The sequence below is a fragment of the Micromonospora sp. M71_S20 genome (assembly GCF_003664255.1).
Classification (GTDB): Bacteria; Actinomycetota; Actinomycetes; order Mycobacteriales; family Micromonosporaceae; genus Micromonospora.
The window spans coordinates 195695-210562 of record NZ_RCCV01000003.1 but is presented as its reverse complement, the minus strand read 5'-3'; the positions used below and the strand labels follow the sequence as shown (position 1 = coordinate 210562).

Annotated in this window: 13 protein-coding genes and 1 riboswitch; of the genes, 8 read left to right on the top strand and 5 right to left on the bottom strand. The window is 75.5% G+C overall.

The features are described 5' to 3' along the window. The first annotated feature begins 27 nt into the window (after positions 1-27). On the top strand, positions 28-945 hold the full coding sequence (locus tag DER29_RS26125) for a cation diffusion facilitator family transporter (protein WP_121400326.1): 918 nt from the start codon (positions 28-30) through the stop codon (positions 943-945). Positions 946-1098: 153 nt separating this feature from the next. Next, a riboswitch (cyclic di-AMP (ydaO/yuaA leader) is annotated at positions 1099-1230 on the top strand. Between the two features lie 13 nt (positions 1231-1243). Next, complete coding sequence (locus DER29_RS26120) at positions 1244-2329, top strand: hypothetical protein (protein WP_199729583.1); 1086 nt, start codon at positions 1244-1246, stop codon at positions 2327-2329. A gap of 86 nt (positions 2330-2415) precedes the next feature. Here the strand turns inward: DER29_RS26120 and DER29_RS26115 are convergent, their stop codons facing one another. Continuing rightward, positions 2416-2883: an SRPBCC family protein gene (locus tag DER29_RS26115; protein ID WP_121400324.1), complete on the bottom strand. Its 468-nt coding sequence runs from the start codon at positions 2881-2883 to the stop codon at positions 2416-2418. Positions 2884-3060: 177 nt separating this feature from the next. On the opposite strand from DER29_RS26115, the gene DER29_RS26110 reads away from it, so the two are divergent. Beyond that, on the top strand, positions 3061-4038 hold the full coding sequence (locus tag DER29_RS26110) for a 1-phosphofructokinase family hexose kinase (RefSeq protein WP_199729553.1): 978 nt from the start codon (positions 3061-3063) through the stop codon (positions 4036-4038). Further along, positions 4035-4859, top strand: coding sequence for a 5'/3'-nucleotidase SurE (surE, locus tag DER29_RS26105; protein WP_121400323.1), 825 nt, complete (start codon positions 4035-4037; stop codon positions 4857-4859). Before DER29_RS26110 ends, surE begins: the two co-directional genes overlap by 4 nt. Before the next feature lie 19 nt (positions 4860-4878). Here the strand turns inward: surE and DER29_RS26100 are convergent, their stop codons facing one another. Beyond that, the gene (locus DER29_RS26100; protein ID WP_088998998.1) at positions 4879-5241 is read right to left on the bottom strand and encodes an STAS domain-containing protein; all 363 of its coding nucleotides are present in this window, start codon (positions 5239-5241) and stop codon (positions 4879-4881) included. A 332-nt stretch (positions 5242-5573) separates the two neighbouring features. Here DER29_RS26100 and DER29_RS34270 point away from each other — a divergent pair, with 332 nt between their 5' ends. Beyond that, positions 5574-5723 (top strand): hypothetical protein, encoded by a 150-nt coding sequence (locus tag DER29_RS34270; protein WP_158619081.1) that lies wholly within the window; start codon positions 5574-5576, stop codon positions 5721-5723. 141 nt (positions 5724-5864) lie between these two features. After that, on the top strand, positions 5865-6272 hold the full coding sequence (locus DER29_RS26095) for a hypothetical protein (protein WP_121400322.1): 408 nt from the start codon (positions 5865-5867) through the stop codon (positions 6270-6272). 115 nt (positions 6273-6387) lie between these two features. Here the strand turns inward: DER29_RS26095 and DER29_RS26090 are convergent, their stop codons facing one another. Further along, positions 6388-7026: a maleylpyruvate isomerase N-terminal domain-containing protein gene (locus DER29_RS26090; RefSeq protein ID WP_121400321.1), complete on the bottom strand. Its 639-nt coding sequence runs from the start codon at positions 7024-7026 to the stop codon at positions 6388-6390. 188 nt (positions 7027-7214) lie between these two features. Beyond that, positions 7215-9947 carry a cellulose binding domain-containing protein gene (locus DER29_RS26085; RefSeq protein ID WP_121400320.1) on the bottom strand — a complete coding sequence of 911 codons (2733 nt, stop codon included), beginning with the start codon at positions 9945-9947 and terminating at the stop codon, positions 7215-7217. A gap of 279 nt (positions 9948-10226) precedes the next feature. On the opposite strand from DER29_RS26085, the gene DER29_RS26080 reads away from it, so the two are divergent. Continuing rightward, a complete protein-coding gene (locus DER29_RS26080) occupies positions 10227-10913 on the top strand; it encodes a BON domain-containing protein (protein ID WP_121400319.1) in 687 nt (228 codons plus the stop codon). An 86-nt stretch (positions 10914-10999) separates the two neighbouring features. Continuing rightward, entirely contained in the window at positions 11000-11545 is a 546-nt protein-coding gene (locus DER29_RS26075; protein ID WP_121400318.1) for a DsbA family protein, read from the top strand. 232 nt (positions 11546-11777) lie between these two features. Here DER29_RS26075 and DER29_RS26070 read toward each other — a convergent pair whose 3' ends face one another. Continuing rightward, the gene (locus tag DER29_RS26070; protein ID WP_121400317.1) at positions 11778-14804 is read right to left on the bottom strand and encodes a LuxR C-terminal-related transcriptional regulator; all 3027 of its coding nucleotides are present in this window, start codon (positions 14802-14804) and stop codon (positions 11778-11780) included. Positions 14805-14868 lie beyond the last annotated feature (64 nt).

The following is a 14868-nucleotide window of genomic DNA, read 5'->3' as shown; positions in this document are numbered from 1 at the left end:
CCGGACCCCCAGAGGGAGGATGAGCGCGTGGGCGCAGGTCATGACCACCATCACGGGTCGGTGGCGAACGCCGCCCACCGCCACCGGGGCCGGCTCTGGGCGGCGTTCGGGCTGCTCGCCGGCCTGATGGTGGTGGAGGCGGTGGCGGCCTTCCGCACCGGCTCACTGGCCCTGCTGAGCGACGCCGGGCACATGTTCACCGACGTGCTCGGCATCGGCATGGCGCTCGCGGCGATCGCCGCCACCCGGCGGGCGGGCGCCGACCCGCAGCGCACCTTCGGCCTCTACCGGCTGGAGGTGCTGGCCGCGCTGGCCAACGCCGCGCTGCTCTCCGGGGTCGCGGTCTACGTCGTGATCGAGGCGGTGCGCCGCTTCGGCGACCCGCCCGAGGTGCTGGCCGGCCCGATGCTCGTGGTCGCCGTGCTCGGCCTGCTCGCCAACGTCGGCGCCTTCGCGCTGCTGCGCTCCGGGGCGAAGGAGAGCATCAACGTCCACGGCGCGTACCTGGAGGTGCTCGGCGACCTGCTGGGGTCACTCGGGGTGATCGGGGCGGCGCTACTGATCGTCACCACCGGCTGGTGGTGGGCGGACCCACTGGTGGCGGTCGGAATCGGCGTGTTCATCCTGCCGCGCACCTGGCGGCTCGGGCGGGCCGCGCTGCGCATCCTGGTGCAGGCCGCGCCGGAGCACCTCCAGGTCACCGCGGTGCACGACCGACTGGCCGCCGTGCCCGGCGTCGCCGAGGTGCACGACCTGCACGTCTGGACGCTGACCTCCGGGATGGAGGTGGCCTCGGCGCACCTGACCATGGCCCCCGGCGCGGAGGTCGGCGCGGTGCTGGGCGCCGCCCGGGCCGCGCTGCACGACGACTTCCAGATCGAGCACGCGACGTTGCAGATCGAGCCGGGAGCGTCGCCCGGGGCCTGTGGGGCGGTCGAGTGGTAATGAGGACAACCTTAAATCTGGGAGGGTATTGTGGCTTTATGCCGGATTTGACTGTTAGTGGACGCACACCGTCCGTCACCTGCGGTGCACCAGTCACACCGGCACCGGTAGGCTCGGCTTCGGCCTCCGCCAGGCGGCACCCACCGGTGCCGGCGGTGGCCGCCGCCTAATCGCCCGACGGGGCGAACCGGGGAACCAAGTTCGTGGGGTGCATCCGCGTCAGCGGTAGGGATCTTCCGTCCCGAACCCGTCAGCTAACCCGGTCGGCGGCTGACGGAAGGACATGTGTATGCCAGTGATGGCACCCGTACGACGACGTGCCGCCCGCACGGCGGCCCTGATCGCCACGATGATCGCCCTCGGCGCCGCGGTGGCCCCGGTCACCGCCGCCCCGGCGGCGGCCGCCACCCGCGCCGGCCTGCTCGCCGCGGCTCCCGGCCAGGACGAGGAGGGCGGCACGCCCGCCCTGCGGGCCCAGTTGGAGGCCGCCAGCAAGGGCTACCTCGACGCCAAGCGCGCCCTGGACACGTCGGCCAAGCGGCAGCAGCAGCTCGCCGCGCAGCTCAAGACCACCGAGGTCGAGCTGACCGCGCGCACCGCCAAGGTCGGCGAGATCGCCGGGGCCGCCTACCGCACCGGCCGGCTCAGCGTGGCGTCCGCCCTGCTGAACAGCAGCTCCCCGGACGGCTTCATGGACCGCGCCGCGGCCCTCGACGCGGTGGCCGCCAAGGAGGACCGGGCCCTGCGCGAGCTCCAGGCGACCCGGGACGAGGCCACCCGCACCAAGCTGGCCCTGGACGGCGAGATCCGGGAGCAGCGCAAGCAGGTCAGCGTGATGGCCAAGCGCAAGGAGCAGGCCGAACGGGCGCTGACGGTCGCCAACCGCGAGCAGCAGCAACAGCGGCAGCAGTCCGCGGGCGGCGGCTCCTCGCCGGGCGGCACGTCGAGCAAGACGGCGAAGGCGGCGCCACGCAACTCCGACGGCTCCTGGCCGCGCGAGTCGTGCAGCGTCAACGACCCCACCCCCGCCAACGGCTGCATCACCCCGCGCACCCTGCACGCGCTCAACCAGGCCAAGGCGGCGGGCTTCACCCGCTACGTCTCCTGTTACCGCCCCGGCGGCTCGGGCGAGCATCCGAAGGGCCGGGCCTGCGACTTCGCGGCCCAGAAGGGCGGCTTCGGCGGCGACGCCACGGGCGGCGACCGGACGTACGGCAACAACCTGTCGGCGTACTTCGTGCGCAACGCCGACCGGCTCGCCGTGCTCTACGTGATCTGGTACCGGCAGATCTGGCTGCCGAGCAGCGGGTGGAAGTCGTACAGCGGGGCCAACGGCGACCCGTCCAGCGACCACACCAACCACGTGCACCTGTCGGTCTACTGACGCCCGCGCCCCGGCGACCCGCCCGGCGCGGGGTCGCCGGGGCACGACGGCGCCGTCGCCTCCGGCCGGGCCTGGCTGCTTCGCGGTCAGCCGGCCGGCGGCCCGGGCGGGTTCGTGTCGAGGGCCGCGGCGAGGCGCGCGGCCAGCCCGAGATGGGCGGCGCGGGCCTGGCGGAACGCGTAGCCGAAGAGCGGCGCGGGCGCGGCGAGGGTGATCTCGACCTCGATGCGGACCACGCCGTCGGGCTCCGCCCGCAGCCGGGTGTGGTTGCGCACCGTGGTGGCGGGCCACTGGCGGGCCACCGTGACGATCTCGTCCGGATCGTCGACGAGGACGTCAGCGCGGTAGGTGATCGGCAGGCGCACCGGCCCGGCGGCCAGCCGATCGGTGATGGCGTAGCTGGCGCGCGCGCCGGGACGGGGTGGCACCCGACGGACCCGGACGATCAGCGGGTGCAGGTCCTCCTGCCGGGCGGGGTCGGCGAGCAGTGCCGCGGCCTCCGCGAGGGAGCAGCGCGCCTGGACGGTGTAGCTGAAGGAACTTCGCCTGAGCACGCCGTCTCCCAGCGTCGGTGGTCGCCCGATCGTCGCGCATGCCGGGCGCGCTGGCAACGCCGCGCCGATCCCGCCCGGAGTCCGGACGTCCGGCCGCCGATCCCACTACGGTCAGCTGATGAATGGTCACTGCACGTGTCGGTCGGCGGAGGGCGGGCGCATGAACGGGTACGACGGATGAGCGGGCACGTGATGGTCTTCGCGCCCACGCCCCGACTGACGGTGACCGTCGACCAGCCCAGCGAGGAGCCGGAGCTGCACCTGCACCCCGGCGGGCAGGGCGTCTGGCAGGCCCGGATGGTGATGTCGCTCGGGGTCGACGTGGTGCTCTGCACCGCCCTCGGCGGCGAGATCGGCCAGGTGCTGGAGCCGCTGCTGGTCAGCGAGGGGGTGAACCTCAAGGTGGTGGTCCGCGACTCCGGCAGCGGCGGCTACGTGCACGACCGGCGCGAGGGCTCCCGGCAGGAGATCGTGGACGTGCCCGGCCAGCCGCTCAGCCGGCACGAGCTGGACGAGCTCTACAACCTGGCGCTCGGCGAGGGCCTGCGCGCCACGGTCAGCGTGCTGAGCGGGCCGAACGAGCCGTCGCTGGTCCCGGCCGACCTCTACCGGCGGTTCGCCGCCGACCTCGGGGCCAACGGCAGCCGGGTGGTGGTCGACCTCTGCGGCGAGCACCTCGACGCCGTGCTGGACAGCGGCGTCTTCTTCCTCAAGGTCAGCCACGAGGAGCTGATCGCCGACGGCCGCGCCGACGGCGAGGACGAGGAGCAGCTCACCCGTGCCCTGTACGACCTGCATGCCGGCGGCGCCGAGAACGTGGTGGTGAGCCGGGCCGACAAGCCCGCCCTCGCCCTGGTCGACGGCGAGGTCTTCGAGGTCGAGATGCCCCGACTGGAGGCGGCCGACCCGCGCGGGGCGGGCGACTCGATGACCGCCGGGGTGGCGGCCGTGGTGGCGCGCGGCGGTGACGTGCGCACCGCGATCCGTACCGGCGCGGCGGCCGGCGCGCTGAACGTGACCCGGCACGGCCTCGGCACCGGCCGGCTCGACTCGATCACCGGCCTGGTCGACCGGGTGCGCCTCGTGCCGGCCGGCAGCCGGCCGCAGGAGCGGACCAGCCCCGACGAACTGGCCGACCGGGCGGCCGGGCGATGACGCTGCGGGTACTGGTCACCAACGACGACGGGATCGCCGCGCCCGGCATCCAGGCGCTCGCGCGGGCGGCGGCGGACCGGGGCCTGGACGTGGTCGTCGCCGCGCCGCTGGAGGAGGCGAGCGGCACCAGCGCCGCGATGACCGCCGTGGAGCGCGACGGGCACGTGGTGGTCCACGAGCACCCGCTGCCGGAGGCGCCGGGGGTGCCGGCGTTCGCGGTCGGCGGCTCCCCCGGCTTCATCGCGCTGATCGCCGTGCACGGCGCCTTCGGCCCCCCGCCGGCGGTGGTGCTGTCCGGCATCAACCGGGGCGCGAACGCGGGACGTGCGGTGCTGCACTCGGGCACCGTGGGTGCGGCCTTCACCGCCGCCGCGAACGGCTGCCGGGCGATGGCCGTCTCGCTCGACGTGCTCTCGGCCGGGGAGGCCACGGCCGCCAGCGGGGGCGCCGCGGTGGCCGCCGCCGCCCGGGTACGCGACGCCGAGCGGCACTGGGCGACGGCCGCCCGGGTCGCCCTGGACCTGCTGCCCCGGCTCACCGCCGGGCCGGTGGAGAGCGTGCTCAACGTGAACGCGCCGGACCTGCCGCACAACCGGCTGCGCGGGGTGCGCCGGGGCACGCTCGCCACCTTCGGCCAGGTGCAGATGACGGTGGCGGACGCCGGGCACGGCTTCGTCCGCACGTCGCTGGAGGAGCCGGGGCAGGCCGTGCAGCCCGGCACCGACCTGGCCCTGCTGGCCGAGGGGTACGCCTCGGTGACGGCGATCCGCGCGGTCACCGAGGTGGCGGACGTCGACCTGTCGGGCCTCGGCGACGCCTGAGCGGAGCGCCGTCGGCGGGTCAGGCTCCGGGGAGGACCTCGGGGGTGGGCGCGCCGGCGTAGTAGGGCTCGGGGGCGCCGAAGAGGCCGAGCAGGCCGGTCACCCAGAGCTGCCGGTGCACGAAGCGGCTCGGCTCGGTGACGACGAGCTTGACGCCGCTCACCTCGGCGGTCTGGAAGCCGGCGACCATCGCGCTGATGCCGACCGAGTCGATGAAGGTGACGAGCCGCATGTTCAGCTCGATCCGGCCGGGGCGCCCCTTGGTCAGGACCTCGGCGATCGCCTCGCGCACCTCGTACGCGGTGTCGACGTCGATCTCACCCCGCGGGGCGATCTCGATGACACCACCGGGCAGGACCGACTTCACGATCGACAGGCTCACGCGAGCACCTCCACTCGCCCGTCCGACGGGCGCCTCATCAGTACGCGGGCCGCGACCGAGAGTATTCCTCTGACGGCCTCGGTCGCCACCCCTCGGGATGAGCAATTCGCGGATCAGGGCACAGCAAGTCGCCCTTATCCGGACTATTGACGTTTTGTCTACCCGACGATCAGCTGCTCGCTGACGCGTCGCGCCGCCCCAGGGTAGCCGGCTCCCTCCGGCCACGCCCAACAGCCGGCCCCCGGGCGTGGCCTCTTCCGCTTCGGCCCCGGGCCTTGCCCGTTCTGCCTAGCATCGGCTCGGAGACACGACTGCGACCGGGAGGACGATCGATGTTCAGGAGACTTGCCGCGCTGGCCGGCGTCAGCGCGCTGTTGGCCCTCGTACTGGCCTGCGGCTTCGGCGGCGGCGGAGGCGATGACGACGACGACGGTGACGACGACTTCGCGCGGGGCGTGCCCGCGGCGGTCGCCGTCCGCTGAGGCCGGGCCGCGGGCCGCCCGTACGGGGGTTTGCGGAACGGCCCCACCGGGCACAGGCGGAAAAGAGCGAACCGTCACACGCCGGTGCGACGCCGAGGTCCGAAGTGGCCGCCGGCTTCGGCACCCGAGGAGGTACCCACCATGTTCGGAAGCAACCTGCTGGACCGCCGCAGCAAGCCCGAGCGGATCACGGACCAGGCGTGGCAGCACCTGGTCTCGGCGGTCAGCTCCGCCAGCGACAGCGTCCGGGACACTGCCCGTTCGGCCCGCCGGGGCGGCTCCGGTCTCGCCGACGAGGCCGGCGACCTGGTGGGCTCCGCGGCGGACGAGGCCCGCCGCCGGGCCACCCAGGCCTTCGACGCGCTGGCCGGCCGCCGGCCCGCGCTGCCCTGGACGCTGCTGATCGGCGCCACGCTGGTCGGCGCGGCGATCGGCTGGGCCGCCGGCACCGCCGCGCGGGCCGCCGGCAGCCGGGGCGACCGGGCGATGGACGACATCGAGTTCGTCGACGTCGACCGGCCCAACTCCCCCGTCGGCCTCGACGGCTGACCGGCTCGGCACGCGCTCGCGACGAACGGGCCCCGGAAGACCGCGAGGTCGGCCGGGGCCCGCGCCTGTTCCGGGCGACGTCCCGCGGCGGGCGGCCCCGTCGTCCCGCGCCCGTTCAGAGGGCGGCGACGCTCGCCGGAGCCCGCTCCGCCCGGCTCAGGGCGCGCAGCACCGCCGGCTGCCCGTGCCGGTGCACGGCGAGGCGGGCCAGCAGCGTCAGCACCGGGTCGACCACCTCGGTCGGCAACTCCGGGGTGGGCACCCCGACGCTGACCGCGAGGTCGTCCGCGTGCACGACGAGTTCCATCAGCCGGGTGACCAGGTAGTCGTCCAGGGTGAGCGACCACGGGCCACGGACCACGTGCACCACCCGCCCGGATGGCTCGGCCGCCAGCACGTCCGCCAGTTCGCGCAGCGTGTCGGCACACCGGTCGACCAGAGCGGCCGGGCCGTCGGCGGCGAGTCCGTCACCGGCGCGGCGGATGGCGACGTTCACCGTGGCGTCGACCGGGGCGCCGAGCCAGGTGCCGCGCACGTAGTGGTCGAGCAGCCCCACGGGGTCGCCGGCGGGGACGGGTGCGGCCAGCACGGCGGGGACGCCGAGCACCTGGCTGGCGAGGTGGCCGGCCAGGCCCCCCACGCCGAACGCGGGCAGGGCGCTCGGTTCGTCCCAGCGGGCCGCGACGGCGGGGGCGGCGAGCAGCTCCACCGCCGAGCGCGCGGCGGCGAGATAGGTCGTCCTGATCGGACTCACGGAGGACCCCTCCTTCGACGGGCGGTCCCCCGAGCCTATGGCCCGCCGGGACACCGGCCCTCTCGGTGCGTGCCGGGTAGGCCGCTCCCTCTCAATCACGGACCGGCCCGGGGCCACCGGCCGCTCCGCACGACCGCGCACGTCACGCCCCTGGTGGGGACGGGGTGCGCGGTCGGCGGAGGGGACGGTCAGCGGGCGGTACAGGTGACGGTGGCCGGCGGGGTGTTCGCCCCGGTCGTACTGCCCAGGAAGCCGGCGGTGGCGGTGGCGCCCGCACCGAGGGCGCCGTTCCAGCCGGCGTCACGGACGGAGACGGTCGCCCCGGTCTGGGTGTGGGTGCCGCCCCAGAGCTGGGTGATCTTCTGACCGTCCGGGAAGGTCCAGCCCACCGTCCAGCCGGCGATCGCCGCGCTGCCGGCGTTGCGGACCACCAGCTCGCCCTGGAAGCCGCCCTGCCAGGAGCCGGTCACCCGGTACGTCGCCGTGCACCCGCTGGTGGGCGGCGGGGTCGTCGGGGGCGGCGTGGTCGGCGGCGGCGGGGTGGTCGGGGGCGGGGTGGTCGGCGGCGGGGTCGTCGGGGGCGGGGTGGAGGTGGTCGGCGTCGGGTCGGGCGTGCCGCCGAGCCGGTCCGCCACCAGGATGCCGCGGCCGTTGGTGCCGAGGTAGACCCGGCCGTAGACCCGGGGGTCGCCGGTCAGGGCCTCCCCCGCGTTGCCGTACTGGTGCTGGTCGTCGTTGATCCGCACCCAGGTCGCGCCGGTGTCGTCCGAGCGGTGCACGCCGGGTCGGCCGTCGACGGTGCCGAACAGGTACAGCGCCGGGTACGTCCGGCCGGGCGCGGCCTTGCCGAAGCCGACGTTGCCGGCGGTGCTCACCGCCGCCAGCTTGGCGAAGGTGGCCCCGGAGTCGGTCGAGCGCCACAGCCCGCCCTCGCCGGCCAGCCACAGCTCGCCCTCCTTGCCGGGCAGCGCCTTGAACTTGACGTTGCCGGTGGTGGGCAGGCCGGCGGCGGCCGAGGCGGTGAAACTGACCCCGCCGTCGGTGCTGACGTAGAGCTTGCCGCCGGCGAAGGCGTAGAACTTATGGGGATTGACGCGGTCGGACTCGATGGTCGCGTTGGCCGGGACGCCCGTCGACGCGGCCCACGAGGTGCCGAACCCGACCGAGTGCACCACCCGCTGGCCGGCGTCGCCCGGCGCCCAGACGAACCGGCTGCCGTCGGCCGACGCGGCGACCGTGCCGCCGCTGTTGACGCCGGACGGCTCGGTGCCCTGGAACCAGTTCGCCCCGCCGTCGGTGGAGAACGCGACGTGGCTATCGTTGGGGCGGTCCGCGTCGGCGAAGTTGCCGGCCCGCACCATCACGGCCGGCTTCGTCTCGGCGTAGTCCAGGCTGGTGGTGCTGGTGAAGTTCGGCTGGGTGAACATCATCGGCGGCACGGCGTCCAGGTCGGTGTGCCGGAAGCCGCCGATGTCGCCGAGCGCGCTGACCAGCGGCGCCCCGGAGGGCGGGCTGACCAGGTCGAGCACCGCGGTCTCCTCCAGGCCCTTGACCATGGGCTTGATGGTGAACTGGCTGCCGGCGTCCCACTTGGTGAGGTCGGTGCTGCCGTAGATGGTCGCGCCGGTGCCGTACATGAAGCGGTTGCTGTCGTGCGGGTCGATCTCGACCGACTCGTTCATCCAGCCCAGCTTCGGGGTCTCCTCCGGCGGGGCGGGGTTGCTGCCGAAGGTCAGCCACGGCACCGAGCTGACGTCCATGGTGTAGCGCTTGGACCTGTTCGGGTAGCTGGTGAACTCCCAGATCCGGGTCCAGGTGGCGCCCCCGTCGGTGCTGCGCCAGAAGATCGCGTCCGGCCACCACGAGATCTGAGTGGCCACCATCAGGGTGTTCGGCTTCTGCCGGTCGATGGTGAGGCCGCTGTAGCCGAAGTACGCGTCGGTGCTGGTGGACGGGATCGGGCTGATCCGCGTCCACGCGCCGGTGGCGCGGTCGAACTTCCAGACGTCGCCCTTGCCGCCGTCGTACGGGCCGCCGGTGTCGCTGGTGGCGATGTAGAGGAAGCCGCCCACCGGGTCGACGACGCCCTTGTGCGCGAGGTAGCCGGTCGGCTGCCCGGCGATCCGCTCCCAGCTCGCGCCGCCGTTCGTGCTGCGGTAGACCGGGTTCTCCTTGTCGGCCACGCCGACGTAGACGGTCTGCGTGGCGGTGCCGGCCGTACCGGTGCTCTTGTCGAAGCTGACCCAGGTCAGGCCCTGGTTCTGGCCGTTGTAGCCGTTCGGGTCGCTCGGGTCGGCCCGGTAGTTGCCGACGTTGGGGAAGTTGGCCACCTTGGCCCAGGTCGCCCCGAAGTCGGTGCTGCGCCACAGGCCGTTGCCGCCCTCGGCGCCGTAGTACAGGATGCTGTTCTTGTTGGGGTCGACGGCGAGGCGCTCGCCCATGCCCCGGCCGGGCATGTTCCCGCCGTTCTTGAACGGCAGCTCGGTGACCTGCCAGGTGGCGCCCTTGTCGGCCGAGCGGAGGATGGCGCCGTTGTTCGGGTCCCAGTCGTTGGTGTACATCCCGACGGCCGCGTAGACGCGGTTTGTCTGCACCGGGTCCGTGGCGACGCTGACCACGCCGTTCCAGCCCCACTTGTCGGCGCCGACCCAGTCCAGCAGCGGCGTCCAGAACTGCCGGGCCTGCTCCCACCGGTACATGCCGCCGATGTCCGTGCGGGCGTAGATCAGGTTCTTCTCGGTGGGGTTGAAGACGATGCCGGGGACGAAGCCGCCGCCGTCGATCCGGACGTTCTTCCAGGTGTACGGCTCGGCGGCGGCTGCGGCGGCGGTGGGCGCGCCGGCGGCGGTGAACGGTGCCGCCACGACGGCCGCGGCGACGACGAGCGCGGACACGACCGCGCCGACGTAACTTCTCCGCATCTGCGGTTCCTTCCGGGGGAGACGCCGGGAGCGGACGTGGTGACGGCCACGCCCGGCAACGGGGACGTGCGGAATCGCGCCGGAGTTGCCCTGGCTCCGGTCATCGGCGCGACGGCTCCCGCACCCGAGGAACGGGCTTACCCTAGCCGATTCCACCGACCCGCTGGAAGCGCTCCCAGGAACCACCCGCATCGGGTGAGGGGCCATCATCCCGGCCGGCGCCAGGATCGGTCCCGGCGGGCCCGTGCGCACCGGACAGCTATCCGTGAGGAGTGACAGATGGCCATCGAGACGATCAGCCGCACCGACCAGGACATCCAGTCGGCCGTCCTCGACGAGCTGACCTGGGAACCCCGGGTACGGCCGCACGAGATCGGCGTGACGGTCGCCGAGGGCGTGGTCACGCTGACCGGCCGGGTGGACAGCTATGCCAAGAAGTGGGCCGCCGAGCGGGCGGCGCACCGGGTGGCGCGCGTCCGGGCGGTCGCCAACGACCTGGCGGTACGCCTCGGTACCGGTGCGGAACGCGCCGACCCGGACATCGCCGCCGCGGCCGGGCACGCGCTCGAGTGGGACGCGTTCGTCCCGCTGGAGCAGCTCGACGTGACCGTCTCGCACGGCTGGGTCACGCTGCACGGCGAGGTGGACTGGGAGTACCAGCGCCGCGCCGCCGAACGCGCCGTGGCCCGGTTGACCGGCGTACGCGGAGTCAGCAACGGCATCACCGTGCGCCCGGACGTCCGGCCGGACGGGCACGCCCTGGCGGTGCGGATCGTCGACGCGCTGGCCCGCAACGGGGCCACCGAGGCGGAACGGATCACCGTCCGGGTGCACGGCGACACCGTGGTGCTCGGCGGGCTGGTCCACTCGATGCCGGAGCGGGCCGAGGTGGAACGGACCGTCTGGTGCGCGCCGGGCATCCGCGAGGTGCAGAACCACATCGCGGTCGCCCCGGTGCTGGGCTGAGCCGGGCGCCGGACCACCCGGGCGGGGTGAGCCACCCTCACCCCGTCGCGGCGAAGGCTGGGAGGCATGACTGAGGGGACCACCCGATGACCACTCCACTCCAGGTCACCGCCCGCCTGCGGACCCCGGTGACCGGGCACGACCACATCCGCGGGCCGGTCGACGCGCCGGTGACCGTCGTCGAGTACGCCGACTTCCAGTGCCGGTTCTGCGGAGCCGCGTACGCGAACCTGCGGGAGCTGCTGCGGCAGCGGGCCGACACGGTGCGGCTGGTGTACCGGCACTTCCCGATCACCAACATGCACCCGTACGCGGAGCAGGCCGCCGAGGCGACCGAGGCGGCCGGCCGGCGCGGGCAGTTCTGGGCGATGCACGACTGGCTCTACGAGCACCAGGACCAGCTCGACCCCGTGCATTTGTCGCTCGGCATGGAGCAGCTCGGCCTGCCCGCCGACGAGGTCGCCGCCGAGGTGGAGCGGCAGGCGCACGGCGACCGGGTACGGCGGGACTTCGTGGGCGGCATCCGCAGCGGCGTCCACGCCACCCCGACCCTGTTCGTCAACGGCACCCGCCACGACGGGGACTACGACGTCGCGGACCTCCTGGCGGCCGTCGACGCCGCCACCCCCTGACACCCACCCCGCCCATCCCCGGCCCACCGGCCCGCCTCCGGGACCCGCCTCCGGACCGGCTCCGGGCCGCCTCCGGGCAGGCTCCGGGCCGCCTCCGGGCCGGTGATCATGAGGTTTGCGTACTGGAAAGCGCACTCCCGAGACGCAAACCTCATGATCACCGAAGAGGGGGTGGGTGGGTGGGTGGGTGGGTGGGTGGGTGGGTGGGTGGGTGGGTGGGTGGGTGGGTGGGTTAGATCAGGTGGAGGGAGCGGGCTCGGCGGACGGCCTCGCGGCGGCGGGTGGCGTCGAGCTTGCGGTAGATGTTGCGCACGTGGGTCTTGACCGTGTTGACCGACAGGGAAAGCTCGGCCGCGATCTCCACGTTGGACAGGATGCTCTGCAGGTAGCGCAGGATCGTCAGCTCCCGCTCGGTCAGCGGCTCGTCCAGCGCCCCCGTGCCCCGCTCCGCCGGGGCCCGCTCGGCCGGCGCGTCGGCGCCCCGGACCAGCTCGCTGACCATCGGCCAGTGCGCCGTACCGGCGTCCAGGTGCGCGGCGAGCAGGTCGCGGACCCCGGGCTCGGCGCGCGTGAACGCCCGCCGGAACCCCTCCGGCCCGGCCAGGTCGAGGGCGCGCTCCAGCAGTCGGCCGGCCCGCCGGTCGTCGCCCGCGCGCCCGGCCAGCACCGCGTCGAGCACGGCGGCGTCCAGGCGTACGGGCAGCGGCCAGCCGGTTGCCTCCGGCGACTCCCAGTCCGGCAGCGCGTACCCGGCGGCGCGCGGGTCGCCGGCCCGCAACTCCACCCGGGCGAGCGCGACGGCCAGCGGCGGGGCGGTCGCGTCGGGTGCCCGCGTGAGCAGGTCCCGGGCGGCGCCCAGGTCGCCCCGTGCCCCGCGTACGTCCGACTCGGCGGCCAGCAGCCAGTGCGTCAGCTCGCCGGCCCGGGGGCGCTCGGTCAGCCGCTCCCGCGCCTCGGCCAGCACCCGGTGGCCCTCGGGCAGGTCGCCGGCGTCCCGCAGCAGGTACGCCCGGCACAACGCCGCCACCGCCCCCACCACGGGCTCGCCGGTGGCGGGTGTGGCCAGCGTCAAATTCGCCTCCGCCTCCTCGGGCTGGTCCCTGTGCAGCGCGACCAGGGCCAGCGCCAGGTACGCGTGGGCGCAGTCCTCGCGGCAGGACCAGCCGTGGCAGGGCGGCATGGCGAGGGCGTCCCGGGCGAGGGTCTCGGCGGCCCGCAGCTCGCCCCGGACGGCGTGCAGCAGGGCCGCCCGGCTGGCGCAGACCAGCTCCGTACGCGCTCGCCCGGCCTCCCGGGCCGCCGACAGCGACCGGGCGAAGGCGAGGCCGGCGGCGGGCAGGTCCCCGTCCGCCAGGTCGACCAGGCCCAGCGCGGTGCCGGCCACCGCCCGCACGTCGGCGTCCTCGGCGACGGCGCCGCGCGGCTCGGCGGGCATCGGCGCGGCGAGCAGCCCGTCGGCGGCGCTCCCCGACGCCACCGGGTGCCCCGCTGGCCCACCGGTCGCCGCCGACGCGGGCGCTGCGGCCGACCCCGGCGACGGGGTCGCTCCGGCCGGCACCGGGGACCCGGACGGTCCGGGCGACGGGGCCGGGGACGCGGACGGATCGGGCGACGCCGGGGACGGCGCGGGGCGGGTGGCGAGCAGCCGGGCCGCGGCGGCGCGTACCGCTTCGGGGTCGTCGGCCAGCCGGGCCAGGGTGAGTTCCAGCGCGGTGACCAGGCGCCGGAACCGGTCCCGGCGCGGCGCCGGCAGGGTCCGGGCGGCCTCGACGGCGCCGCGCAGGTGCCCGGCGGCGGCGGTGGCGTCGCCGGCGCCGGCCCGCTCGGCCGCGCAGGCCAGGCCGAGCTCCGGATCGCGGCGCACCGCCTCCGGCGGCGGGGGCGCGGGCGGACGGCCGGCGGGCGTCTCCCGGTCGTACGGGACCAGTTCCGGCCAGCGGGCCACGAAGAGCGCGGCGGCCCGGTCGTGGTCGCCGCCGGCGAGCGCGTGCCGCAGCCCCTCGGCGGGCCGCCCGTTGTCGGCGTACCAGCCGGCCGCGCGCAGGTGCAGGTCGCGCAGTTCGTCGGCGGGCAGCCGGCCCAGCTCGGCGTGCAGCAGGTCGGCCAGGAGCGGGGGGCACCGGTACCAGGGCGGGCGGCTGTCGTCGCGGCGCAGCAGCCCGCCGTCACCGGCCAGGCCGGCCAGCGTCTGCTCGGCGTCGCCCCGGCCGGTCAGCGCGTCGGCGAGGCCGGCGCAGACCGCGTCGGCGACGGCGGAGCGGCGCAGCAGGTCCCGCGCGTCCGGGTCGAGCCCGGCGAGCACCTCCTCGCGCAGGTAGCCGGCCACGTCCGGCTGGTCGCCGCCGAACTGCTCGGCCCAGCGGGCCGGGTCCGGCTGCCCGCGCAGCGCCAGCGCGGCGAAGCGGAGCGCCGCCGGCCAGCCGCCGGTGCGTTCCCGCAGCCGGCGCACCCCGGCCGCCGGCAGCGCCACCCCGTGCGCGGTCAGCAGGTCGGCGACCTCGTCGCCGCTGAAGGCCAGTTCGTCGGGGCCGACCTCGGTCAGCTCGCCGGCCAGCCGCAGCCGGTGCACGGCCAGCGGCATGCCGGCGCGGGCGCCGACCACCAGCCGCAGCCGCTGCTCGGCGTGGCGGAGCAGGAACTCCAGTCCGGCCAGCGCCTCCGGGTCGGCGATCCGGTGCAGGTCGTCCAGGACCAGCAGCACCGGCCGTTCCCGGGCGGCGAGGGCCGCGGCCAGCACCTCCAACTGGTCGGGGCGGGGCGGCCGGTCGGGCACGGGCGGGGACGCCACGTCGTCGCCGGGGTCCGTGGCCGCGCGCAGCGCCGCCGCGAGGTAGGACCAGAGCCGGTCCCCGTCGTCGCCGGCCTCCACGGAGACCCAGGCCGCCCGGGGCCGGTCAGGTTCCGCCGGTACGCCCGCCGCCGCGCCGAAGTCGCCCGGCGCGGCACCGGCCGGCCCGTCGTCCCGGGGCCCTCCGGCGGCGGCGGTCACCGGCCCCTCCCCCACCCGGCCCCGGTGCGCGCCGGCCTGGCCGGCGGCCCGGTACCAGGAGGCGAGCAGTGTCGTCTTTCCCCACCCCGCCGGGGCGCGGACCAGGGTGACCGGCCCGGCGGTCCCCTCGTCCAGCGCCCGCAGCAGCCGGGGCCGCAGCACCAGCGGCTCCGGCGGCGGGGCGGGGCACAGCCGCGACGCCAGCAGCGGCGCGCCGGCCCGCCCGGGCGCGACCGCGACGACTCCCGTGTCCCGTACGTCCTCCGGCATCCGGCCCCGCCCTCCACCGATGCGTCCACTCCCCCAGGTCCCGCGGGCGGCGGTTACCCGGCGC